The 23,352-nt window shown below is 37.6% G+C and carries 23 protein-coding genes; 5 read left to right on the forward strand and 18 right to left on the reverse strand.

Annotated elements, in window-relative coordinates; all coding sequences use genetic code 11:
- Positions 1 to 58 precede the first annotated feature (58 nt).
- Complete coding sequence (locus FGD67_RS04615) at positions 59 to 2,206, forward strand: M3 family metallopeptidase (protein WP_257173895.1); 2,148 nt, start codon at positions 59 to 61, stop codon at positions 2,204 to 2,206.
- Positions 2,207 to 2,285: 79 nt separating this feature from the next.
- Here the strand turns inward: FGD67_RS04615 and FGD67_RS04620 are convergent, their stop codons facing one another.
- The 6 genes from FGD67_RS04620 to FGD67_RS04645 all read right to left on the reverse strand — a co-directional run bounded on the left by FGD67_RS04620 (position 2,286) and on the right by FGD67_RS04645 (position 7,250).
- Entirely contained in the window at positions 2,286 to 2,723 is a 438-nt protein-coding gene (locus tag FGD67_RS04620; protein ID WP_257173896.1) for a DUF3010 family protein, read from the reverse strand.
- A 117-nt stretch (positions 2,724 to 2,840) separates the two neighbouring features.
- Positions 2,841 to 3,611: a tRNA-uridine aminocarboxypropyltransferase gene (locus tag FGD67_RS04625; protein WP_257173897.1), complete on the reverse strand. Its 771-nt coding sequence runs from the start codon at positions 3,609 to 3,611 to the stop codon at positions 2,841 to 2,843.
- A gap of 227 nt (positions 3,612 to 3,838) precedes the next feature.
- Entirely contained in the window at positions 3,839 to 4,642 is an 804-nt protein-coding gene (locus tag FGD67_RS04630) for a YggN family protein (RefSeq protein ID WP_257173898.1), read from the reverse strand.
- Positions 4,643 to 4,975: 333 nt separating this feature from the next.
- Complete coding sequence (gene zapE / locus FGD67_RS04635) at positions 4,976 to 6,133, reverse strand: cell division protein ZapE (RefSeq protein ID WP_257173899.1); 1,158 nt, start codon at positions 6,131 to 6,133, stop codon at positions 4,976 to 4,978.
- 103 nt (positions 6,134 to 6,236) lie between these two features.
- Positions 6,237 to 6,446: a cold-shock protein gene (locus tag FGD67_RS04640; protein ID WP_077287100.1), complete on the reverse strand. Its 210-nt coding sequence runs from the start codon at positions 6,444 to 6,446 to the stop codon at positions 6,237 to 6,239.
- 291 nt (positions 6,447 to 6,737) lie between these two features.
- Positions 6,738 to 7,250 carry an RNA methyltransferase gene (locus FGD67_RS04645; protein ID WP_373567873.1) on the reverse strand — a complete coding sequence of 171 codons (513 nt, stop codon included), beginning with the start codon at positions 7,248 to 7,250 and terminating at the stop codon, positions 6,738 to 6,740.
- A 202-nt stretch (positions 7,251 to 7,452) separates the two neighbouring features.
- Between FGD67_RS04645 and FGD67_RS04650 the strand changes: the two genes are divergently transcribed.
- Positions 7,453 to 8,067 carry a hypothetical protein gene (locus tag FGD67_RS04650; protein WP_257173901.1) on the forward strand — a complete coding sequence of 205 codons (615 nt, stop codon included), beginning with the start codon at positions 7,453 to 7,455 and terminating at the stop codon, positions 8,065 to 8,067.
- A gap of 154 nt (positions 8,068 to 8,221) precedes the next feature.
- Positions 8,222 to 8,887, forward strand: coding sequence for a signal peptidase I (lepB, locus tag FGD67_RS04655; RefSeq protein WP_257173902.1), 666 nt, complete (start codon positions 8,222 to 8,224; stop codon positions 8,885 to 8,887).
- Positions 8,888 to 8,991: 104 nt separating this feature from the next.
- Here lepB and FGD67_RS04660 read toward each other — a convergent pair whose 3' ends face one another.
- Positions 8,992 to 10,770 (reverse strand): thiamine pyrophosphate-dependent enzyme, encoded by a 1,779-nt coding sequence (locus tag FGD67_RS04660; RefSeq protein ID WP_257173903.1) that lies wholly within the window; start codon positions 10,768 to 10,770, stop codon positions 8,992 to 8,994.
- 250 nt (positions 10,771 to 11,020) lie between these two features.
- Between FGD67_RS04660 and FGD67_RS04665 the strand changes: the two genes are divergently transcribed.
- Positions 11,021 to 11,824: a peptidylprolyl isomerase gene (locus FGD67_RS04665; protein ID WP_257173904.1), complete on the forward strand. Its 804-nt coding sequence runs from the start codon at positions 11,021 to 11,023 to the stop codon at positions 11,822 to 11,824.
- Between the two features lie 93 nt (positions 11,825 to 11,917).
- On the opposite strand, the gene nudC is transcribed toward FGD67_RS04665, so the two are convergent.
- From nudC to hpf, 4 genes are all read right to left on the reverse strand, one after another.
- On the reverse strand, positions 11,918 to 12,940 hold the full coding sequence (gene nudC, locus FGD67_RS04670; protein WP_257173905.1) for an NAD(+) diphosphatase: 1,023 nt from the start codon (positions 12,938 to 12,940) through the stop codon (positions 11,918 to 11,920).
- The gene (locus FGD67_RS04675) at positions 12,933 to 13,292 is read right to left on the reverse strand and encodes a helix-turn-helix domain-containing protein (protein ID WP_257173906.1); all 360 of its coding nucleotides are present in this window, start codon (positions 13,290 to 13,292) and stop codon (positions 12,933 to 12,935) included. Before FGD67_RS04675 ends, nudC begins: the two co-directional genes overlap by 8 nt.
- Before the next feature lie 91 nt (positions 13,293 to 13,383).
- Entirely contained in the window at positions 13,384 to 13,797 is a 414-nt protein-coding gene (gene arfB / locus FGD67_RS04680) for an alternative ribosome rescue aminoacyl-tRNA hydrolase ArfB (RefSeq protein ID WP_257173907.1), read from the reverse strand.
- Positions 13,798 to 14,006: 209 nt separating this feature from the next.
- Positions 14,007 to 14,363 (reverse strand): ribosome hibernation-promoting factor, HPF/YfiA family, encoded by a 357-nt coding sequence (gene hpf / locus FGD67_RS04685; RefSeq protein WP_257173908.1) that lies wholly within the window; start codon positions 14,361 to 14,363, stop codon positions 14,007 to 14,009.
- Between the two features lie 472 nt (positions 14,364 to 14,835).
- Here hpf and FGD67_RS04690 point away from each other — a divergent pair, with 472 nt between their 5' ends.
- Entirely contained in the window at positions 14,836 to 15,933 is a 1,098-nt protein-coding gene (locus FGD67_RS04690) for a 1-acyl-sn-glycerol-3-phosphate acyltransferase (protein WP_257173909.1), read from the forward strand.
- 105 nt (positions 15,934 to 16,038) lie between these two features.
- Here the strand turns inward: FGD67_RS04690 and FGD67_RS04695 are convergent, their stop codons facing one another.
- The 7 genes from FGD67_RS04695 to msbA all read right to left on the reverse strand — a co-directional run bounded on the left by FGD67_RS04695 (position 16,039) and on the right by msbA (position 23,227).
- The gene (locus FGD67_RS04695) at positions 16,039 to 17,475 is read right to left on the reverse strand and encodes a hypothetical protein (protein ID WP_257173910.1); all 1,437 of its coding nucleotides are present in this window, start codon (positions 17,473 to 17,475) and stop codon (positions 16,039 to 16,041) included.
- Between the two features lie 183 nt (positions 17,476 to 17,658).
- Positions 17,659 to 17,970 carry an AzlD domain-containing protein gene (locus FGD67_RS04700; protein WP_257175064.1) on the reverse strand — a complete coding sequence of 104 codons (312 nt, stop codon included), beginning with the start codon at positions 17,968 to 17,970 and terminating at the stop codon, positions 17,659 to 17,661.
- A gap of 5 nt (positions 17,971 to 17,975) precedes the next feature.
- Positions 17,976 to 18,737: an AzlC family ABC transporter permease gene (locus FGD67_RS04705; protein WP_257173911.1), complete on the reverse strand. Its 762-nt coding sequence runs from the start codon at positions 18,735 to 18,737 to the stop codon at positions 17,976 to 17,978.
- Between the two features lie 544 nt (positions 18,738 to 19,281).
- On the reverse strand, positions 19,282 to 20,046 hold the full coding sequence (gene kdsB / locus FGD67_RS04710) for a 3-deoxy-manno-octulosonate cytidylyltransferase (RefSeq protein ID WP_257173912.1): 765 nt from the start codon (positions 20,044 to 20,046) through the stop codon (positions 19,282 to 19,284).
- 43 nt (positions 20,047 to 20,089) lie between these two features.
- Complete coding sequence (locus FGD67_RS04715; protein WP_257173913.1) at positions 20,090 to 20,269, reverse strand: Trm112 family protein; 180 nt, start codon at positions 20,267 to 20,269, stop codon at positions 20,090 to 20,092.
- A gap of 115 nt (positions 20,270 to 20,384) precedes the next feature.
- Complete coding sequence (lpxK, locus tag FGD67_RS04720; protein WP_257173914.1) at positions 20,385 to 21,440, reverse strand: tetraacyldisaccharide 4'-kinase; 1,056 nt, start codon at positions 21,438 to 21,440, stop codon at positions 20,385 to 20,387.
- 23 nt (positions 21,441 to 21,463) lie between these two features.
- A complete protein-coding gene (gene msbA / locus FGD67_RS04725; RefSeq protein WP_257173915.1) occupies positions 21,464 to 23,227 on the reverse strand; it encodes a lipid A export permease/ATP-binding protein MsbA in 1,764 nt (587 codons plus the stop codon).
- Positions 23,228 to 23,352: the final 125 nt, after the last annotated feature.

A 23,352-nucleotide genomic window follows, 5' to 3' on the forward strand; every position in this document is an offset into this window, starting at 1 on the left:
TTTATCGCATTGGATAAATCACATCATTCATCCCAATAAAAACTAACAAGGTCATTTAATGAAAATTCGTTATCTTGCACCATTGGCCATTGCTATCGCATTAGCCGGTTGCCAACAAAATACCACCACAGCCAATGTGGTAGCAGTAGCACAAGCAGAAAGTACGGCGAGCAATCCATTTTTTTCTGATTACGATACACCTCATGGTATTCCGCCATTTGATAAAATTAAAAAAAGCGATTACTTACCGGCTTTTTATCATGGTATCGCACAGAATAAACTTGAAATAAATGCTATTACTAGGGTTAAATTGCGCCCAACCTTTGAAAACACCATTGTGGCAATGGAAAAATCGGGTGATTTTCTCAATAAAGTCAGCACAACCTTCTATGGTTTAACCGGTTCAATGTCTGATGATGAAATGCGTGCCATCGCAAAAGAAATTTCACCAAAACTTTCAGCTTTGGGTGATGATATAGCGCTAAATGATGCTTTATTTCAGCGTGTTAAAGCCGTTTATGACAACAAAGATAAATTAGGCTTACGCACAGATCAAAAGCGCTTATTAGACAAAACCTATAAAAGTTTTGTTAGAGGTGGTGCTAACCTTAACGATTCAGATAAGTTAAAACTACGTGAATTAAATGAAAAACTTAGTGGTTTAAGCTTAAAGTTTGGTGAAAATCTGCTCGCTGAAACCAATAACTTTGAAATGGTTATTGATAATAAAGCCGATCTTGATGGTTTACCTGCTGATATTATTGCAGCAGCAGCCGCAACCGCAACCGCGCGTGGCCACGAAGGCAAATGGGTATTCACCACACACCGTCCAAGCAAAAACCCTTTTTTAACTTACTCAAACAACCGTAAATTACGTGAAACCATTTATAAAGGTTACACCATGCGCGGTAATAACGATAATGCCAATAACAACCAAGTAATTGCCAGTGAAATGGCCAGCCTTCGTTATCAAAAAGCTCAGCTTTTAGGTTATAAAACCCATGCCCATTTTGTGCTTGAAAATGCGACTGCAAAAACCCCTGAAAATGTTTTCGAATTATTAAACAAAGTTTGGCCTGCAGCATTAGAGCATGCAAAAGAAGAAACTGCTGATATTCAAAAAATGATTGATGCACAAGGTGGCAATTTTAAAGTAGCCGCTTGGGATTGGTGGTATTACTCTGAAAAAATTCGCAAACAGCGTTTTGATATCGACGCAGAAGAAACTAAACCTTATTTCTCATTAGAAGCAACACTACAAGGCGTTTTCTTTACCGCCGAAAAACTTTGGGGCGTTACCTTTAAAGAGCGTGATGATCTACCTAAGTATCATCCAGAAGTACGTACATTTGAAGTGTATGATCGTGACGGCAGCTATGTCGGTATTTATATGACTGATCATTACGTACGTGAAAGTAAACGTGGTGGTGCTTGGATGAGCAGTTTCCGTAAACAATACCGCATGAACGGTGAAGATGTTACACCAATTATTTATAACGTATTAAACTACCCTCGCCCAATAGGTGACAAACCAACATTATTAACTTTTGATCAAGCATCGACTTTATTCCATGAATTTGGACATGCTATTCAAGGCTTACTATCTGACGGTTATTACCGCTCTCAAACGGGTACATCACTACCAAGAGATTACGTAGAATATCCATCGCAAGTGATGGAAAACTGGATGACAGAGCCGGAAGTATTAGCTAACTTTGCTAAGCACTACCAAACTGGCGAAGTTATTCCACAAGCGCTAGTTGAAAAAATTCAAGCTTCTGGCAAGTTCAACCAAGGTTTTGGTACGACAGAGTATTTAGCCGCAGCCTTACTTGATATGAGCTGGCATTCATTAGAAACTGCTGAATTACAAGACGCTAATAGCTTTGAGAAAAATGTTTTAAAAGACATTGGTCTGATTGAGCAAATCGCACCAAGATATAAAACAGGTTACTACTCGCATATTTTTGCTGGTGGTTACTCTGCTGGTTACTACGGCTATATTTGGTCAAATATCTATGATGCTGATACTTGGTTAGCCTTTAAAGAAAATGGCATATTCGACCAAAAAACCGCTGAACTTTATCGTAAGCATGTATTAGAAAGTGGTGGCACAGACGATCCAACAATCATGTATCGTCGTTTCAGAGGTCAAGACCCTAAAGTAGAACCTTTACTTGAGCGTCGCGGTTTAACCAGTAAATAAACCGATAAAAAAACGAAAAAAGGGTCGCTATATAGCGACCCTTTTTATAGTTTAATACTAACAATCAAGAAATTGTATATTATTGAAGATACATACTACCTTCGAAAAAAGCAAAAACAGTTTCAAAAGCATTTTCTTGGTATTGCTTCAAACCCGTATCACGAAAATCAATATCAACCTGACTGCGTGTTAGTGCTTTTTTGATAAAAGTGCCTGCTAATATTTCCACAGGTAGATCTTTAATAAGCTGAATAGCAGCTTCCAATTTAAAACCTACAGGACCGCCGGAAAATTTCCCCTTTAACGCACGTCCTTTAATAACCACTTTATCAACTTTGTAATCTTCCATTAGCTTAGCAAAAGCAAATTGGAAATATTGTACTTGCTCGGCATCACCCGCATCAACAAGACTAATTTTTTGTACGCGCGTTTTTGGTATGTCGTACAACCCATTTTCCCGCGACATGATACAAATAATTGCATCGTTACCTTTTAACTCAACACCACATATTTTCATAAATTAACCTCATTTCTATAATGTGCATTATTATAAAATAGTTTTGCCTTAGCTGCAGTGTTTTCATGCATTTAAAACGAGTCTTATAATAACATTACGCTTACTGCGTTATATTTTCTACTTTACTTGGTCTTTGGCAATAGCAATTCCATGTTGTTTCGTGAACGCTATATAATCAACAACCGCATCTGGATTACCTTTATTGCCTTGGCAAACAGCACGTTGATATTCATAGCTAAAAACATCAAACCAAAGATCAAGCAAATCTGCGTTGATCTGTTCCCCTGCTAGCGACAATATCTGTGCTGCAACTTCAGCAGTAGCTAATTCGGTATTATTGGCAGCTAAGCGAATTTGGTAGCGAGAGCTAAGCTCAGCCGCATCTTCAGGTGTTTTGGGCGTGAATGAAACCACAGGTAAATTTTGTAAATAAGGACTGCGACGAAACATTTTTTTTGCTTCTCGCCAACTGCCATCAAGCATGATAAATAAAGGTCTTTTACCGGTTGCTAATACGACTTTATTATCAAAAATCTCTCTTTCATCACCTGCATAAGCTTTAGGAAATACTATCATTGGCTGCCAAATAGGATCATTTAACAACGTTAAAATATCTGGATTAACTTCCGTTCTCGACCAAAGAAATGCATAACTATCAGGGATCAAATCAGCAATTAGCTTACCGGTATTACTTGGTTTTAATACTTCGGTATCGTACATCAATAATAAAAAACCAGCGTTAGATTTTACACTCGGCGCTAGCGAACAAATACAAAATTTTTCAGCCAATCGACAAAGTTCACAACGGATCACTCGTTGTCCTCTAGACTTATAGGTCGTCGTGCTTAAACTTTTACGGTATTGATGAAGTTGTTGAACTGCGTGCATATGTGATCTATCAGCTGATTTTGGGCCGCTACTGTAACGTGCACTTTAAGCCTTAGCAATAAAAATACGACAAAACACGATAAAGAGCCCAAAACCACCACATCTATTCATGCACTCGCGATATGCCGTTCATTCAGTACATAAAAAGCGCTAAGGTATCAAGCCTAGCGCTTCTCTTGGAAATTACATGATAATATGATGACTTAAACAGAAAGTTGCTCTAAAAATTAAATTTCACTATGCGAATTTTTCTGACTAGCAGTGATAAAATTATAATCTGCAAGTTCATCAATATTTACTTTCAATTGTTCTTCCAAATTATCAATCACGATAATAGATTGGCATAACGCTTCACCACGCTTTTCTAATCCAGCACCACGAGCTTCCATTTCATGTTCAATTTGCTCACCAAATTGTTCCATTTTGCTGCCAAACGCATCCATATCACCACCCGAATATAGCATTTGCTGGCCAACCGCAACCATTAGGCTTCCTAAAGAATTTTGGATAGTCGTTTCTACTGCCGACTCAATTCTCTGCTCAAAGTCTTCACCAAAAAAATCTTCACCAGCAAAGCCATCTTCGTCAATATAAAAATCTTTACTACCATCAAACTCTGCATCTACTTCAGTACGAATATTGGTTAATTGCATGGTTAATTCTGAACTAACATTATTACCATCACCTAATAACTCATTAAACGCTAAGTTGACGCCATCAATAGCTAAATCAATAGCATCTAAAGCAATCACTTTTACCTCAGGTACAACCCCACGGATATTGGTTGAGTATTCATGAAGTAAAGATCGTTGACTTGCTGTTAAAGCAACCTCTTCACCGTTGATCAATAAAACATCATTGTTAATGATGGTATACACCGGAGATTTATTTTTAGAAAAGGTAATTTCTCTAGCATTAATGTTAATGCCGCCATTCAAGTCAACTTGACATGAGTCACTAGAAAAAGAATTTTCGTGCGCATAACTTGCCGAGCTTGCCATAATTAATGCTGTTGCGATCAAAGTTTTCATATTACCTTCCTTTATAAATTAATCCAATTAGACTTCATCAAAGCGATAATAAGCTTTTATGATTTAATATTGTTTACAAAACTGATGCCAATATAAAAATAACCTTAATATCAATAACTAAGGGGAATTGCACAATATTAGGTAAAGTGCAAAAAACTAATTTTTAGTAGTATAGTTAAATTTTTAGTCAATTTAACAAATAACACCAAGTCTAAATAAGGAAGATAGGATTAGTTCTGCATGAATTAATAACGCTATAATTAAATTTTTAATTTTAATCATAGCAGTAGTAATTTAGCTTATATATTTCTTGCGTTAACTATTATGAGGTCATTAACTGTAAGCTAATCTCTGCATTTCAAATAGTCTTGAACGACAGCGAGCAAACTCAAAACTGAGTTGAGTACCTTGATAAAGCTCCGCAATATCAACTTGTGCAGCTATAATTAAACGGATTCCTCGATCATAAAACTCATCAACAAGGGCAATAAAACGCCGAGCTTCATCATCAAGTCCTCTTAATTGTCCCATCACCACACCACTACGTTGGTAGCTATCTTCAACACCAGAAAAAACCGCAGGAATGAGTTTTCCACTAAATTGAGGAACATCGCTGATCAGCACACTTGCGTATTGATCCGCTAACTTAATATAGTCTCTTTGGCTACGCGGGCTTGAGCAAATTGCCATAAAGTCAAACCAAATAGCACTCTGACAACGGGCGACAAAATTAATGGTTCTACCATGAATGGTGATACTCTCGTTATATTGCACATTACCGATAGCTAAGGCTAAAAAATGCTGAGATAAAAAATCACCGCCTTTTTCATTACCGACATGAAAGTCGCGATATTGATGTGTCACGGTATCACTTGTCATCAAGCGATGGTCTTTCGACCCATCAATAGAGATAACTTGGCAATATTGGTGGATAATATCTATGGTTGGTAAAAATCTTTCGCGTTGAAGGCCATTTAGATACAACTGATCAGGCCGACAGTTCGATGTTGCAACTAAGGTAATACCGCTTGATAGCATGGCATTTAGTAAGCCCGCCAATAACATAGCATCACCAATATCATTAACAAAAAACTCATCAAAACACAGTAAGTCAACTTCAGCGGCCCATATTTCAGCAATGAGTGCTAACGGGTTATCTATAGTATTAAGCTCATGCAACTTTTGATGTACGCTTTCCATAAAATGATGAAAATGTATGCGTTTTTTACGTGTTATATTCACCTGATGATAAAGCAAATCCATCAACATGGTTTTGCCACGCCCTACTCTGCCATAAAAATAGATCCCTTGAATAGCTGCAGGCTTACTGAATATTTTTTTTAATGATATGAATATAGAAGATGGGGTTTGTCTAAGAGATAGTTTTTCTGCAAGCTTGTCCAGCGCAATGGTTGCTTGAAGTTGTTCACTGTCAAGCTGAAGTAATTTTTGCTCAACAAGTTGCTTATATTGACCGGTAACTGACATCATTATTTTTTTGCAGACACAAAAAGGGCAGACTAATGTCTCCCCTTTTCAACACTTTTAATATTTTAGTTCACTTAAACCAGTTAAGTTAGCTAATAAATATTAATTAAAGTGCTACGATGTTCTCAGCTTGAGGACCTTTTTGACCTTGAGTAACAGTAAACTGTACTTTTTGGCCTTCAGCAAGAGTTTTGAAACCGTCGCCAGAGATTGCAGAAAAATGTGCGAAAACGTCTGGACCAGATTCTTGCTCGATGAAACCGAAACCTTTAGACTCGTTAAACCATTTTACTGTACCAGTAGTTGTATTAGACATTTGTATTATCCTATTTATTCGTAATTGATGCCTCAAAAATAAGGCGATGTTGCAGGAAGTGTTGCTATTACTTATTAAACAGGACGAGCTACTTACTAATATAACTTCGAAACTTTGTACATAAATATAGGTCTTACTTTCTAGCTGAGACGGATTTTACCGACTTTTTATCAAGAGTCAAGCCGTTTCAAAGAAAAGAATCAATTGTAGCAATAATAAATATAATCGCTGCATTGTTAATCAACATACGATGATTATACACACGAACTTACTCTACAACTGCTTCAAAGCTTAATTGGCTTTTACTTTTACCTTGTTATTGGTATCTCGACTGCGTTTAATTAACTCGTCTCCTAACAAAATATTTTTTGCTTTCGCCAATCGATCATAAAGCAAAACATTAACGCTTGCTGCTAAGTTCATACAACCTACTGTTGGTACATAAACGACAGCATCAGCCATGTTAATAATATCTTGCGCGATCGTGCCATCTTCAGGGCCAAAAATATAAATGGCATTTTCAGGATGTTCAAACTCAGGTAAAGGTATAGCGCCCTCAACTAAGTCAACACAAATAACTTGCTGCCCTGACATTAAGTTATCAGTTAAGGACTCGACAGCATGCAAAGGAATTTTTTTGGATACATCTTTAGTATCAGTATGAAACTTTGCCGCTCTTGCATAGCGAACACCCGTATAGCGAATTTCATCTGCTTGGTAACACCCTGCAGCACGCATAACAGCTCCAACATTTGACGGACTTTTGGGATCAGTTAAACCAATAACTACATTTTCATTCTTCAATTTCATTTCCAACTTTCTCAATACGCTAGGTCTTAATTTTGTCTGATTTTGCGCTGCAAGTGCAGAGACTACAAGTAAATTATTTTTGCAGCGTAAGCCTAGCTTTTATTCCAAAATACTATTACAGCTTTCTATTAAATTAATATCTGATAGCATCAGATATTAAAATTTTTCTAATTTAGTCAATTTATGGGCCTATTTCATGAAAGCGAAAATCAATATTTTAACCTTATTACTTTCAAGCAGTGTCTTTTGTTCTGCTAATGCGGCAACTATTAGTGCTGCTCCATTAGTTTCCGTGCCAAGTCATGAAAGTTTCTTCAATAGTATAAAAGCCTTATGTCATAAAGCATTTGAAGGTCAAGTGACAGTCGATAACGCTAGTGGCGGTGGTTTTAGTAATAAAAAACTTATGATGCATATTAGAAAGTGCTCCGATGAAAAACTTGAAATTCCTTTTCATGTCGGTGATGACGCCTCTCGCACTTGGATAATTACAAAAACCGGCTCAGGACTTTCATTAAAACATGATCACCGTCATCAAGATGGCAGCTACGATGAATCTACTATGTATGGCGGACATACTAATGACGCTGGTTGGGCACAAGTACAGTCTTTTCCTGCTGATGAGTATTCAAAACAATTATTTGTCAAAACAGGCATACCACAATCGGTTGGCAACACATGGCAAATGTTTATCTACCCTGAGAAGTTTAGCTATCGGTTGATTCGTCAAGGGCGAGAGTTTCGTGTTGACTTTGATTTAACTAAAGCAGTTCAAGCACCGGCTGCTCCTTGGGGTTATAGCGATAAGTAAAGCATTGTGGTTAAATCACCTGCTGATGATTTCATAAATACAGAAATAAACACTTACATTTACACTTGTTAATTTCATTTAAATGATGGAACTTTAAAATAGCGGCTTAGTCAAAAATCAAGCCGTTATTTTATGAAAGTTTAAAGGAAATATAATGAAAAATACTATATTAAGTTTCGTCAAAACAAATACCTCACTATTAGTATTCATCTCCTTGATGTTAGTTTTTCGCAGTGCAGTTGCTGATTGGAATGACGTCCCCACCGGCTCCATGAAGCCAACGATTGTAGAGGGAGATCGTATTTTAATTAATAAAATGGCTTATGACTTAAAATTGCCTTTTAGTCAAAAAACACTTGTAAACTTTGCTGACCCTAAGCGCAATGACATTGTAATTTTTGAATCTGAGGCGGCAAAAAAACGCTTAGTAAAACGGGTGATTGGCATTCCAGGAGATACCGTATCAATGGTTAACAATCAATTATCCATTAATCATCAAGTCGCTGATTACACCATAGTCTCTCGCAAGAAAAATTATACCCTGAGTCAAGAAAGCATTGCCGGCAATACTCATTTAATACGAACTAAAGTCCAACCTGGTAATGCCAATCAACCTCGCAGAGCAAACTTTCGTGAAATAACCATTCCTGCAGGCTTTTATCTTATGATGGGTGACAACCGTGACAATAGTGCTGACTCTCGTTCAATTGGTTTAGTACCACGTGAAGAAATCATTGGTCGTTCTAACAAAGTCGTTTTTTCTTTAAATTATGAACAATATTTAGTGCCACGCAGTGAGCGTTTTTTAAAAGCTATTTAACTGCTAATGATTTGACTTTTGATATCGATTTAAAGCGCAGTGGTTAACCAGCTTATTCTGCTAACTATAGCGCTTACTTATCTTATTTCTGCTAAATTTTCTAGTTACAATAACGTTAGCGACTGCCACTCTTTAAGCGCTTCTTCTTGACCATTTTTTGCTTTGATATATAAATTTAACAACCTAATTTCATGGCACTGTTTATCCTCAATAGGCTTAGCTAAAACTTCAATTAAAGATATACCTGAGTGCTTTAATGTTGCTTTAAATTCAGCAATAAACTCAGCGACGGTATCAATAGTGGTTGAACGTCCCTGATAGCCTTTAATCACTTGATGAACATCAAACCTTTCATCATTACAATGATAGATCGCCTCATCACCGCTTTTACCTAAATGAAAAACATTATTACGCATATAAATAATCGTGACATCCGTATTATCTTTTAAGAAGTGAATCAAATCATTCAACTGAAAGTGGAAGCCACCATCACCAATGATAACCACAGCTCTTTCATCGAGCGCATTATCTTGTAAACGTTGAGCAACCACACGTGCATAAGGTAATGCCGTGCCCATAGCGCCATACCAAGGATTTGTCAGCCAACTGCGGCCTAGCGATGATTGTCTTACTTTTAAACTATAGCTAGCGAAATAGGAATTCCCGACTTCAGGTAAATACACTAAATTAGTCTTAACCTCAGCTTGTATGCTATTTAAAGTACTCGCCAAATTATTAAAATCAAGTTCATGGCAAGGAGTTATCTCTTGTGGTTCAACAGATGGCGGCTTAAAATCAAATGTTTTCTTATGACGTTGTAATAACAATTGGAATATTTCTACTAAATCTTTTTCTAATAATGTTCCGCCTTTAAGTAAGGTTTTATTTTCAAAAGCTTCAACTTTATGCGTGCCAGTTGCAAAAGCAATATTACTGTCTTGCGGCAAAATACTGCTAGCCACATCAATAATATAATCAACTTTTTGCTCGATATAATGGCGACCAGATGTCTGAGTGAATACACCGTTATATGAGCCCAAACAAAGTCTGTGATACTCATTAAAAATGCCTTTTGCAAACCAGCTAGTAGCATATGGAATACTAAATTTATCAGCAAACGTCATCAGCAGACGCTGTAATTTATGATTGTGCTTTAACCTATCACCTAAATATAATAGCGGAAACTGGGCATTATTAAGTTTTTCAACTATCGCATTAACGACAAGTTCAGAGCCGGTAAGTATGTGCTCACACCCGCAAATTGCAGCCGTATTTTTAGGCAACTGAATAGATTGTGTTTTTTGGAAAACTTGATCCCGAGGTACTTCAATAAAAACCGGCTGTTTGGTTTTGTAAGCATGCGCCACTAGCTGATAAAACCGTTCGCCAGCAATATTAGGATGCCCGGGTGCTCTTTGACCTTGTAAACGTTCAACTTTCATACCCAAGGCAGCAAAAGCATTTAAAGCACTATCATACTCAGTTTTCCAAGCTGTATTTGGGTGTAAGGTATGGTGAATTGCTAGATTAGCGACTTCTGATTCTGCGGGAGCGCCTGAAATAAAAATCACAGGCAAACCTTCAGTTACCGCCAATGCCGCAGCAGATGTACATGGTAAACTACCGACCATATAAGTTGATAAACAAAAGCCGATGCCATCAATTTCAGCTTTTGCACAAGCAGAAAATCCGGCATGCATTTCATTGCTTGATGGACATATAGTTACTTTTGGCGCGATAGCAGCAATTAAATTGGCCGCAAAATCCCCTCCTACACCATAAACTCTTTCAGCGCCAAAAAATTGGATCACCTCAGTGATAACATTTCCTAAAGTTGGCAAGCTATCATTATATGCCTTACCTAAATTCATTTCATACGACATCGTCAGTTAACCTTTGACGTTATTTTAAATAAGTCTGCGACTTTACTAAGAAAAACATATTCATCAACTGATCAAGATCATGTTTATGCTTGGCCGTTAGTATTAACCAAGAAAGCCTGTGTCAGCAGTACTTTACACTCAATGTAAAGTACTTTAAAAAGCCTAAAAGCACGCTTAGTCTTGTTGTTTTCTTTAAAGCAACTTATGATTCATGCAATTTTTAACATATTGAGCCATAAGAAATAAATTTATGAACTTCTCGAAATTTTCAAAAATATCACTTCTAGTATTCACCTTTGCTAGTCTCTCGGCTTCTGCAACCAAAGTGGAATTTACAACATCACACGGCAATTTCACTGTTAACTTACACGACGAAACAACGCCTATAACAGTCAATAACTTCCTAAAGTATATTAACGATGATGACTATAACAATACGGTTGTACATCGTGTTGTGCCAGATTTTGTTATGCAAGCGGGTGGCTTTGAATTTACCGGTAACTTGCCATTAACAGCAATTCCGACCGATAGCAGCATAACAAACGAACCGGTTTATTCTAATGTTCGTGGCACTATTGCGATGGCGAAAGTGGGCGGTAATGAGAATAGCGCAACTAACCAGTGGTTTGTGAACTTATCAGACAACAGTGGCGGAGGTCCGCAATTAGACACCGCAAATGGTGGTTTTACTGTTTTTGGTGAAATAATTGCAGGGATGGAAAACATTGATGCCATTGCACTAATAACAACATGTGACACTACTCCTGATGAACAAGTCAGCAATTTTAAAAATATACCAATGCCGGGTTACACTGCTGAGCAATGCTCCGACAGCACTTTTGTTCCTGGCACTGAAAACTTTGTCACTATAGAAACGGTGACAATAATTGACAACACTGTAGATACCGCTAGCAGCTTAAACAGTGTTAAAAACACTTTATTATCAACAACTACACCTGTAACACCTACACCTTCGAGCAGTGGAAGCGGTTCTATTGCTTGGTTAGGTTTGTTTTTTACCGGCTTAATTGCCTTAAGAAGACGTTTTAGTTAACAACAAGCCGTTCGTTAAAGATTTAGGCACTATTTTATATCGTTTTATCATAGTGCCTAAATTGGCATGTTAGCGTTTAATAAAGCTTGTACTTTATTCTTGATTTGCCTTTGCAATTACTTGGGCGCTAGCTTCAAATTGGCTTTTGCACCAAGCATCTATCAACAATCGTGCTATTGACTCTTTTCGTGGTAGTTTAGGGCCTTCAATATCATCTCCCCACTCCTTGAAATCAACCAACTGTTTAGCAGTAAACCAAGCGGCACTTCGTAACTCTTCTTCCTCTAAGCATAAATCCAAGCCGCTAGCTTGCGCAATAAAACCTATCATTAATGAATTAGGAAATGGCCAAGGTTGTGAATCGACATAACGAATATTCGTGACATGCACACCCGCCTCCTCAAGCACCTCGCGTGCCACCGCTTCTTGCAAAGACTCTCCAGGGTCAACAAAACCGGCAAGGGTTGAAAATGCTTGCTCTGGCGTTCGATGGTGCTCAGCCAATAAGCAAACAGCGGGGCCAGATTTTGGTTGATATTCCACTAGCATAATTACGGCAGGATCTGTGCGCGGAAAATGTTCTTTTTGACAATTATCATCAAGACAAACTCGACGATGACCACCATCTAGAGCTTTAGTTTTAGCGCCGCAGCCACCACAATGTAAAGCACTTTGCTGCCAATGTATTAATGCTTTTCCATAACTCAAAATAGCCGCTTGCTGCGGGCTCAATAGTGACAGTGAACGCCTAAAATCAATAAACTTGATATTTTCGATAACAAGCTTTGCCAACCACAACCCTATTTCATCGTCAGTCATTATAGATAAGTCACAAACAAAATAGGCGATATCAGCACTTGTGCCTAAAAAGATAGTGCCGTTAGTATGTAAAGCATCAGTAAACACTTCGGCATGAGTATATTCACTTTCAGTGTCTATACTGTTTTTTTTAGTAAAAATCGTCAATTTTTGTTGATGATAAAGAAACTTACCACGCCAAAAAAAATAGAAGCAACTATCTTCTGAGCTTAATTTATCTTGCATCCAAGTTTGATCTTTTCTCAGCGTTGAAGCACGATCAAGTGGCATCTGACAAAAGGTTAAATCATTATTCATTTTCGTTCTCTTGCAATTTTTGTTGTTCATCGAATGATAATTGCCATAACGTTGACCATTGACTCAATGGTGCAATAACTTGAAATAACGCTAAACCAATAGCGGTTAATTGATAACCTTGTAAACTTTTTTCAATTAAATTTGTTTGCTGCAATTCTTTTAGCCGCTTGGTTAATAATGTTGGCGAGATATTTTCACAGCGCAGTTGTAATTCGCTAAAGCTCAACGTTCCTTGGCGCAACTGCCAAATAACGCCCAAACACCAAGTACGGCCAAGTAAATCAAGTAACGCCATAATCGGCTTACCTGTTTTGGAGCCACGAACAGCTGAACCGGGGATAGGCAATGACATAAAATTTACTCCACAAAAATCACTACACTTTATGTAGTAAGTTACATAAAGTGTAGTAAGGAAGCAAATAGTAATTGATAATGATTAATGGCTAATGGTTTATTTTTCCACGTAAAGCTTTGTTAGAGCTAAGCTTCTTTTTTGCATCCAAGCGTCTGAGGTTTGAGCCTTTTGTTGGCTTGGTGGCTCGCCGAGCTTTTTGTACTATCATTGCAGACAAAATCAATTCTTTTAGCCGCTTTAAGGCATCATCTTTATTCATTGATTGCGTTCTAAAGGACTGTGCTTTAATAATAACAACGCCATCACTAGATATACGACTGTCTGATAGCTTTAGTAATCGTTCTTTATATCTGGCGGGTAATGAAGAGCGCTTAATATCAAAGCGTAAATGGATTGCGGTTTCTACTTTATTAACTCGTTGGCCGCCGTTACCTGTGGCTCTAATACCCGTCAGCTCAATTTCCCAATCAGCAATGACAACATTATTGGAAATCTCTAGCATAATACCTCTAATGACTGTTTTAAAGTGCCTATGTTAAGTGTATTTTTTTGTTATGCCAAACTAAAGCCACATTTATATCCATGCTAGCTCAAGATTGAAATTTCAGCTGAATCGTGAAATGGCATAGCTATAACTAAACAGAATAACTCGATATTAAAAAGGAGGCTAAAGCCTCCTCATCCAAAATCTTACACCAATCAGTTGCTGAATTAGTTGAGATTCATCTCTTGAACTTTTTCATGGGCAATTTCTGGTGCCGTAACTTCTGGTTTACTATGTAGATTAGCTTTTAATAAACCTTTACGGTGCTTTAATGCTGCATCTAATTTTTTAGCGGCTGTGGCAATAGCAGGATACATAACACTATCGTTTGCGGATGCAGAAATGCGCCCTCCTTCATACGTTGTACGAAGCTCTACACTATGCTGGTTATGTTCGTGCGATAAAATAACATCGAGTGAAATTAGGGTTGGAAAGTGCGTCGCTATTTTTGAAAACTTTTCATTGATATGTTCTTTGATTGAATCGGTAACGTCAACATGATGACCTGAAAGATTTATTTTCATAGGTATTCCTTTTTATTAGCTACTCATATCAATACTTGGGGCTAAATGTTAAAAACGCAAGTTAATTCAGTAAATTTTACCATTAATATCCTAAACAACGACTCAAATCAATAATAACAAAGCTTCAAGTTATCGTTAAAGCCCTCACTCAACATTAACATATCGCGCTGCAGTTTCAACACTACTACAACCTCAGTCTAGATTGTTCTACAGCAAATCATTGCTAGAACTGAAAAACAAGAAAATCGGGCGAGTAATAACTTAATAGCTTATTGCCACCTCACTGAAAATAAAGCTTTTATTATGCTTTTATCTCCAGCCACTATTTCAAGTTAAAATTAAGTAACTGCTTGTTTATACTATTTCTAATTTAAAGCACAAAACGAGTAAACAAAATACGCATTTTTCAATATGATTCAGTTATAATCTCTGTTCGTTTATTATTTATTTTCGGCAATAGAAGAGATTTTGAATGTTTGATGATATACGCCCTTATCGTGATGATGAGGTAGTTAACGTAATTGAAAGTTTAATTAACGAAAAAGGCTTACAAGCCTCTATTGCTAGTTTAAAAATGCCACGCTTATATCGAGTATTACCAACACTTGCTTGCTCAATCGTTAAGTGGTCATTAAAATTTCGCGCTCAAAAGTTTCACAGTATTGATGAAATTCAAATGGAAGTTGCGAAATACTTACATCATTTAATCAAAAGTAGTACCGCAGGCTTCAGTTTCAGTGGTATTGATAATTTTGATAATACTAAACCAGCACTATTTATCAGTAATCATCGTGACATTGTTTTAGACGTCGCATTAGTAAACCTTGCCTTGTATAAAAGCGGGATCAGCACCGTTGAAGCCGCCGTTGGTGATAATTTATTGCATCAACCTTGGGTTGCTGACTTAATGCGCATTAACAAGAGCTTTATTGTTAAACGCAGTGCTGAAAATAAACGCGCTATGCTCAATGCATCAAAACAATTATCAGCTTACATACATGACACCGTTGCTAACCGCGAACAGAACATTTGGATTGCCCAACGTGAAGGCAGAGCTAAAGACGGTATAGACAAAACTAATTCAGCTTTAATCTCTATGCTATTGCTTAATAAAGATAAACAAACGCCTATCGTCGATTACCTAGCAGAATTGAATATTGTACCGGTATCTATTTCCTATGAATTTGATCCCTGTGATAGTGATAAAGCCATTGAACTTGCAGAAAAAGCAGCCACCGGCAGCTATAAAAAACAAGAAGGTGAGGACTTGAAAAGTATTACTCAAGGTTTAGTTGGGCAAAAGGGTCGAGTGCATATTGAGTTTTGCCAACCAATAGTTGGTGATTACGCTGATAGCAAAGCCATCGCAGCAGCCATTGATAAAGAGATCATCAGTAATTATAAACTCTACGATAGTAATTTAGTTGCTCACGCAGCTTTGAATCAGCAAGATACCGATAACTCAATGCTAGCACAGCTTAACAAGCGCATGGAAAACCTAACCGCGGAGCAAAAACACTGGTTATTAACCATGTATGCTAATCCGGTTATTGCAAAACAAACACTATAACAAGATCAGCACATGCTCTTAGCTTGATAACAGTAGATCTTTACAATAAAAAAGCCGTATGAATTAATACGGCTTTTTGGTTTTAGTTGTGATGACTTTTAGCCATTATTTTTCTTGGTAAAATGCTGACATTGCTTTATACAATGAATATAAATCAACTTTTGAGCCTACCGCATAAGGCGAGTGAATTGATAAAATAGGAATACCAAAATCAATAACTTCCATATTATCGTTTGATAAGTCGCTACCAATAGTGCCACCTGACGCTTTACCTTTATACGTTGAGGTTTGCCACTTAATATCAGCATTATCTAAATAGTTTCGCGTCCACGCCATATATTCAGAATTAGCGTTAAAACCACCGCCATAAAGCTTCAAGTTAACGCCATTGCCCAAGCGCGGTGCATTACCTAACTCCCAAACGCTCGACCATGTAGGGTTAACACCTGGATTTACATCCGCTGAAATAACTTTGGTGTTACGTAACACTTTACGCAATTGATAGTCATTATAACTATCACCTTTTTCGTTGTAGAGTAAACCACTAATCAAATCAACTAAGTAGGTAGAGCTTGCTCCAGTATTATTAATATTACCGACCTCTTCGTTATCAACTAAATAAGCGATAGCGGTATATGTTGGCACTTTTTGCTCTGTTAATGCCTTAACAGCGGCTATTGATGAGGCTTTATCATCTTGACCATATGCGGCAATCATACTGCGGTCAAAGCCAACATCGCGCGGCTTAGTTGCAGGAACTAACGCTAATTCAGCAGAAACTAAATCCTCAATGGAAATATTATATTCTGACATTAAATAATCTTTAACCTGATCTTTGATTTTTTTATCTAATTCAGGCTTAGCAGCAACAATAACATCCAGCTCTTCTTTACCAATAACGTCTCGGCTCGTGCGCTTACGATTAGGTGAATCAACATGAGGAGCTAAATCAGTAACTAAAAAGATAGGATCATTGTCATCAAAACCAACAGAAATATTAACCGTTGTACCATCTTTTTTATCCACTCTGCCCACTAAGGCGAGCGGAATATTCACCCATTGGTAGGTTTTAATGCCACCATGGATATAAGTTTGAAACATGGCAAACTCTTGTTTTTCAAATAATGGTCGACCTTTAAGCTCTAGGCGTGGTGCATCAATATGAGCACCCACTATCCGTGTACCTTGCTCTAATGGCTCTTCACCAATAACCATCAAAGTAATTGCACGGTCTCGGTTAACATCGTAGAAACGTGCACCTGGTGTTATTTTACTTTTTTCGCTAAATTTTTTAAAACCTTGTTTTTCGACACGTTTAATCGTTTCAGTGACAAACGTAAGTTCAGTCGGGGTTTTATAAATGTAATCTTTATATTCACTCGCATAGCGCTCTACCGCTTTAAGTTCTTTAGCGCTTAAACTTAACCAGCTAGAAGCTGACTCTTGTTTAGCTTTAGTTTCGGCAGCGTGTACAAGAGTACTTTGGGAAAAAGTCAGCGCACTGACAATAGCGATGGCGGTTAATGATTTAGTTAACTTCATAATAATATTTACAATGCTCATCTGAGATAAAAGGCGTGCACCATCATAAAAGCTACCATTATCAACTGACAAGCTTTATTCGATAACTGGTGTACTTTAAGCTACAAGTGTCATGAACTTGTGCAGTTTCATCTATTTTTAAGCACTTGAGAAAGTATCACCGCTGAAAAATTGCTAATAAGATCACAACATAAAAATATAACGGCTTAGTACAAAACTGATGAGTCCAACCAACATAGTTAAGTAAATGCTTTTACTTTTAGCGGCAGTCAGCACAGCAAAAGTTGCTGCGATTAAATAAGGATTTTGTAAGGACATATTCAACTGTCCTTGCTGCACAAAAATTATCGGCACCCAAATTGCGGTTAATACTGCAGGAGCACTAAAGCTTAATAACTTCGCTACTTTTGCCCCTAGACGAACAGGTAATCGAGGATGAATAAATAAATATCGCGTCGTAAAAGTGATCAACGCCATCAAGATAATTATTAGCAATGTCACTATTTATCCTTCAATATTTGACGAGTTTCATCATGTTCATCGTTGCTATCTGCACGATTTTTTTGCTGAAAACGGTCAGTAAGATAACCGCAATACATGGCAATTAAGGCGGCTGCAACCAAGTCTAGTTCAAAAGCCATTAATTTGAAGAGTACTGATAATAACCCCGCAACAATCACGGTAACCAAAATAGGTAAGTTAATAATGGTTGGAATAACTAAGGCAATAAAAGTTACAGCAATGGCAAAATCTAAACCTAAATTGGTTAGATCAGGTAAATAACTACCTGCCACAACACCTGCCACATTCCATAACAACCAAAATAAATAAAAACTACCACCAGCGAATAAAGCATAAACGAGCCGTAACTGGCCAGTAAATGCCTTACGATGACTCGATAAAGCGAATAGCTCATCGGTCAATAAAAAACCAAATCCGTAGCGCCATTTATTGGGTAGTACCTTTAATTTATCACGCAGCGCTAAACCATATAAAAAATGTCGCGAGCTAATAATAAAAGTAGTAAACAGGATCGTTGCCAACGAGGCATTATTAGCGATCAACTCAATAGCAACCAACTGGGCTGAGCCAGCAAAAACAATCAGTGGCATTAAAATAGCTTCAAACGCAGAAAAATCTCGTTGAGTTGCCAATGAACCACAAAGAATCCCCCAAGGGAGCACCGCTAAGTTAAGCGGCAGCATATCTAAAAAGCCTTTTTTGGCCATAAGCAAATGTGCTTGTTTCTTGGTCAGTGCCATGAACTATTCACCTAAACTACCTATTTATAAAGTTAAAAAATTATCTTATACCAATCACATTAAATTAGTGATCTATTTTTAGCGTCAATAAATGTTCAATAACAAGGCGCTTGATTGATACTTGCATGAAGGTAAGCTAATAGCGCAATGCAAGAGATATTGCCGAGTAATAGCAAGTCATTGGAGTTGAAAGCAACGTAGCTATTAGCTAATTGGCTGCCTTAAAATTATCACTTCATTAATGGAATTGTTATTAATAACCGGCTGTATTAGATATATCGATTGTTTCAAGCAAAGTATTCAGCATCTAAGTAACTTTTATCAACGTCAATTCAAGATCAAAATGGTTTCAATATTTCTTATATGCCAAACTAAAATACCATAAAACGCCAGATAAAGACCAAACGACATAAGCTTTATTGATGAGCATTGCGTGGAGACGACTTTTATTTTATTCGAATAATCAATAAGTTTAAGCGCTTACTGACGACTCTATAATGAAAAAGAGGCGATTAAGCCTCTTTCTATTGTTACAATTGTCGGTTTATAACGAACTTGCGTAAAGCCTCGCTTTTTCTAAATCTTCTGGTGTATCAACACCTTCCACTTCTAAGGCTGTTTTTGCTACGGCAACATGAATTTTTTCCCCTTGCCATAGTACGCGTAATTGCTCTAATGACTCAACTTGCTCCAATTGACTTGTCGGCCATTGTACATAATCTTTAATAAATCCCGCTCTATAAGCATATATACCAATATGGCGAAGGTAAAAGTCACCAATCGCATCGATATGTTTATTATTGAGAAAACGTTCACGATCATAAGGAATCGTTGCGCGACTAAAATACATCGCGTAGCCATTTTTATCACATAACACTTTAACCGCATTAGGGTTTAATGCTTCGGCAACATCATCAATTTTCATCGCTAAAGTTGCCATACGTGCTTGGCTTTGACTAGATAAGTTATCGGCAACTTGGGCGATATTTTCAATCGGAATAAAAGGTTCATCGCCTTGAACATTGACAATAACTTGTTGATCAGGAAACTGATACGTTTGCATCACTTCAGCTAGTCGCTCGGTACCTGACTGATGATCCGCGCGGGTTTTACATACTTCACCGCCAAAACTTTTTACTACCTTGGCCACATCATCATTATCAGTTGCCACAATAACTTGTTCAGCACCGCTGGCTAAGGCCTTCTCTACAACCCATTGGATCATAGGCTTTCCCGCGATATCAGCCAGTACTTTCCCTGGTAATCGTGATGACTCAAAACGCGCAGGGATCACTACCACAAACGACATATAGACCTCATTAATCTTATTTTACTATTAATCTAAAGACACGTTATGCATCTTCTGTAATGCGACGAGCTTCACTCTCAAGTAACACTGGAATGTCTTTTTCGATCGCGTAAGCTAAGCGATCAAACTTACAAATCAACTCTTGTTGTGCTTTATTATATTCTAGCTTTCCTTTACATACTGGGCAGGCAAGAATTTCCATTAATTTAATATCAAACGCCATAATTATCTCTCTTAAATGTAAAACCAATAACTTAATGCCTGTGCATCAAGTGTTAAATTTTTATCTCTGTGACTCATCAGAATCTATTCTGTAAGGCTAATTGACCATGTTTCTATCAATTTTTATTAACTAGTTCAACGAGTTTAGTTATTACTGCGGTAATATATCCCCGTCCCGTACTTTCTGAAAATACTGCGTCAACCGGTAAATACCAGTAATTTTCTTGTGCAAAGTCGACACATTTAACCGCATCTTTTTCCGTCATCAGTAACGGTAAATCATCAGAAAACAACTGTAAATCATCAGCAGTAAATGTTTGATGATCAACAAAACCTTGCACCATTGCTAAGCTAAAGCCACATTGCTCAAGGGTATTAAAAAATCGTTTTGGATCGCCAATGCCCGCTAAAGCATTGATCTTATGAGTATCGTCGAGATATTGCGTTAAAAAGCGCTCTAACTTAACACTTTCACCGGTTTTAACATTCACCACTTTATTGGCTGTTAATTGCATCGTTAAAAGCGGAAGCGTTAAATTTTTTACTTGTTTATGCCATGAGCTTTCGCCATTAACAATAATACAATCTGCACGTTTAAGTCGCTGCGTTGTTTCCCGTAATGGTCCAGCAGGTAATAATAAACCATTACCAAATAAACGCTTACCATCAACCACAACAAATTCAAAGTCTCGTGCTAATCGATAATGCTGTAAGCCATCATCAGCAATAATCAATTCACAGCCTTGTTCAATAAGTAACTGACAACCTGCAACCCTATCTGAACCAATAACGACATTAACACCACTGCGTTGAAAGATTAATAATGGTTCATCACCGGCTTGCTCCGCAGTACTCGCTGCCTGTACTTGATAAGGATAGTGCGGCGCCTTTGAACCATAACCACGACTCACTACGCCAACTTGTATGCCTTTTTCAATAAACTTTTCAACTAGATACAGTGTTACCGGCGTTTTACCATTACCACCAACACCAATATTGCCCACCACAACTATCGGTACCGACATTTTTACCGATTTCAATAGCCCGAGTTTATAAGCTAGACGACGGATAAAGCTCAGCACGGCAAATATAGCCATTAATGGCAATAACAAAGGAACCAACCACCATTTAGCTAGGTGACCTTGAAACCAAACTTTTTCAATTAAGCGCATAATGTATTACAACTTAGCTAAAGCTAAGCACCAAATTGAAATTTATGTAATTGCGCATAAGCACCGTCTTTTTCCAATAGCGTTTGATGATCGCCCTGCTCTTTAATTTGCCCTTGCTCCATAACAATAATTTTATCGGCATTTTCAATGGTCGATAAACGATGAGCAATAACAATACAGGTACGATCTTTTTGCAAAATACTCAAAGCATCTTGAATATGACGTTCAGACTCAGTATCTAACGCACTAGTGGCTTCATCTAGAATAAGAAATGGCGCATCACATAATAGTGCTCGTGCAATAGCAACGCGCTGGCGTTGCCCACCCGATAACATAGCACCATTATCACCAATATTAGTATCTAAGCCTTCAGGTAAACCTTCAACAAACTCCATAACATGCGCTTTACGTGCAGCATCTTCTATTTCTTCGCGTGTTGCTTGCGGTTTGCCATAAGCAATATTGTTTGCAATAGAGTCATTAAATAGCACGACTTGCTGAGAAACATAGGCAAACTGCTTACGTAAATCTTTTAATTTGTAATCGGTAATATCTTTACCATCAACAAGAACCTTACCGCTAGTGGCATTGTAAAACCTCAGTAATAAAGCACTCGCGGTTGATTTACCACTGCCAGATCGGCCAACTAGTGCTACAGTTTCACCCACATTAGCAGTAAAACTTAAATCGGTTAATGCCTGTTTATCTTTTTCATCATTGTAAAAGAAATTAACATGGTCAAATGCCAATGTGCCTTTCGCACGTTCAATTGCTATTGTACCAGTATCATGTTCAGTTTTTTGATCAAGCACCGCAAAGATACTGACACAGGCTGCCATACCTTTTTGAAATTCGCTATTAACTGTTGTTAACAGTTTTAATGGACGCAGCAATGTCACCATACACATCAATACAGTCATAAATACCCCCGCGGATATTTCGGAACGCATAGAGTCAAGATTAGCAACATACAAAACAAAGGCTAAAGCAAATGAAGCAATAATCTGAATAATAGGTACGCTAGCAGCTTGTGTTGCGACCATTTTCATCCGTTGCTGACGATTGTGTTTATTGATTTTGGAAAAACGGTCAAACTCTCGTTGTTGGCCATCAAAAGTTAATACCACTTTATGGCCATTAAAGGTTTGTTCGGCGGCAGTGGTTACCTCACCCATAGCATTTTGAATACCTTTACTGATATTACGAAAACGACGTGATATCACCGTTACTATGCCAGCAATAACCGGTGTGATCAGTAAAAAAATTGAAGCTAATTGCCAACTGTTATAAAACATCACAATCAATAAACCAATAACAAATGCTCCTTGCTGCACTAGAGTCAACAAGGCTTTGGAGACTGCACTGAGTACCTGTTCGGTATCAAAAGTTAATTTTGAAATTAAACTGCCGGTAGATTCTTTATCATGATAAGCAACAGGCATCGACATGACATGCTGAAATAATTCTTGACGAATATTAGCCACAACATTATTACCTAACCAAGCCAAGGTATAGTTACCGGCAAAATGGCAAATACCGCGTAAAATAAACATCAAAACAATAACAAAGGGCGCCCATTGCATAAATTTGGGATCTTGGCCACCAAGGCCTTTGTCAATTAATGGCTGTAGCTGAGAAAAGACAAAACTATCAATCGCGGCATAGCCTAACATGCCTAAAATCGACACTGCGGCAGCGGCTTTATAGGCTTTTGCATAAGCCAGTAAACGCTTGAAATTTTGCCTAGTGGTACTTTCTGTCGTTGGTGAAGATGGTTTTGTAGACATTAACACTCTCAATGCATTATCAAAAAACTTAGCCCTTAGCGGGGATTTTTAATGGTATTAGTAAATTACCTGACTATTTTAGCGTTATTTTGTCAATCAACCAACCGATAAACTTTTATGACGGT

The organism is Colwellia sp. M166 (assembly GCF_024585285.1).
Taxonomy (GTDB): domain Bacteria; phylum Pseudomonadota; class Gammaproteobacteria; order Enterobacterales; family Alteromonadaceae; genus Cognaticolwellia.

Coding starts and splice junctions, on each gene's coding strand:
- hpf (WP_257173908.1), bottom strand. CDS start 14,363: ATGAAAATAAATCTTTCAGGTCATCATGTTGACGTTACCGATTCAATC.
- FGD67_RS04620 (WP_257173896.1), bottom strand. CDS start 2,723: ATGAAAATATGTGGTGTTGAGTTAAAAGGTAACGATGCAATTATTTGT.
- zapE (WP_257173899.1), bottom strand. CDS start 6,133: ATGATGTCAGTTACCGGTCAATATAAGCAACTTGTTGAGCAAAAATTA.
- FGD67_RS04640 (WP_077287100.1), bottom strand. CDS start 6,446: ATGTCTAATACAACTACTGGTACAGTAAAATGGTTTAACGAGTCTAAA.
- FGD67_RS04705 (WP_257173911.1), bottom strand. CDS start 18,737: ATGGCACTGACCAAGAAACAAGCACATTTGCTTATGGCCAAAAAAGGC.
- FGD67_RS04615 (WP_257173895.1), top strand. CDS start 59: ATGAAAATTCGTTATCTTGCACCATTGGCCATTGCTATCGCATTAGCC.
- arfB (WP_257173907.1), bottom strand. CDS start 13,797: ATGCTAGAGATTTCCAATAATGTTGTCATTGCTGATTGGGAAATTGAG.
- FGD67_RS04690 (WP_257173909.1), top strand. CDS start 14,836: ATGTTTGATGATATACGCCCTTATCGTGATGATGAGGTAGTTAACGTA.
- FGD67_RS04630 (WP_257173898.1), bottom strand. CDS start 4,642: ATGAAAACTTTGATCGCAACAGCATTAATTATGGCAAGCTCGGCAAGT.
- FGD67_RS04665 (WP_257173904.1), top strand. CDS start 11,021: ATGAACTTCTCGAAATTTTCAAAAATATCACTTCTAGTATTCACCTTT.
- nudC (WP_257173905.1), bottom strand. CDS start 12,940: ATGAATAATGATTTAACCTTTTGTCAGATGCCACTTGATCGTGCTTCA.
- FGD67_RS04715 (WP_257173913.1), bottom strand. CDS start 20,269: ATGGCGTTTGATATTAAATTAATGGAAATTCTTGCCTGCCCAGTATGT.
- msbA (WP_257173915.1), bottom strand. CDS start 23,227: ATGTCTACAAAACCATCTTCACCAACGACAGAAAGTACCACTAGGCAA.
- FGD67_RS04695 (WP_257173910.1), bottom strand. CDS start 17,475: ATGAAGTTAACTAAATCATTAACCGCCATCGCTATTGTCAGTGCGCTG.
- FGD67_RS04625 (WP_257173897.1), bottom strand. CDS start 3,611: ATGCACGCAGTTCAACAACTTCATCAATACCGTAAAAGTTTAAGCACG.
- kdsB (WP_257173912.1), bottom strand. CDS start 20,046: ATGTCGTTTGTGGTAGTGATCCCTGCGCGTTTTGAGTCATCACGATTA.
- FGD67_RS04650 (WP_257173901.1), top strand. CDS start 7,453: ATGAAAGCGAAAATCAATATTTTAACCTTATTACTTTCAAGCAGTGTC.
- FGD67_RS04675 (WP_257173906.1), bottom strand. CDS start 13,292: ATGTCATTGCCTATCCCCGGTTCAGCTGTTCGTGGCTCCAAAACAGGT.
- lepB (WP_257173902.1), top strand. CDS start 8,222: ATGAAAAATACTATATTAAGTTTCGTCAAAACAAATACCTCACTATTA.
- lpxK (WP_257173914.1), bottom strand. CDS start 21,440: ATGCGCTTAATTGAAAAAGTTTGGTTTCAAGGTCACCTAGCTAAATGG.
- FGD67_RS04660 (WP_257173903.1), bottom strand. CDS start 10,770: ATGTCGTATGAAATGAATTTAGGTAAGGCATATAATGATAGCTTGCCA.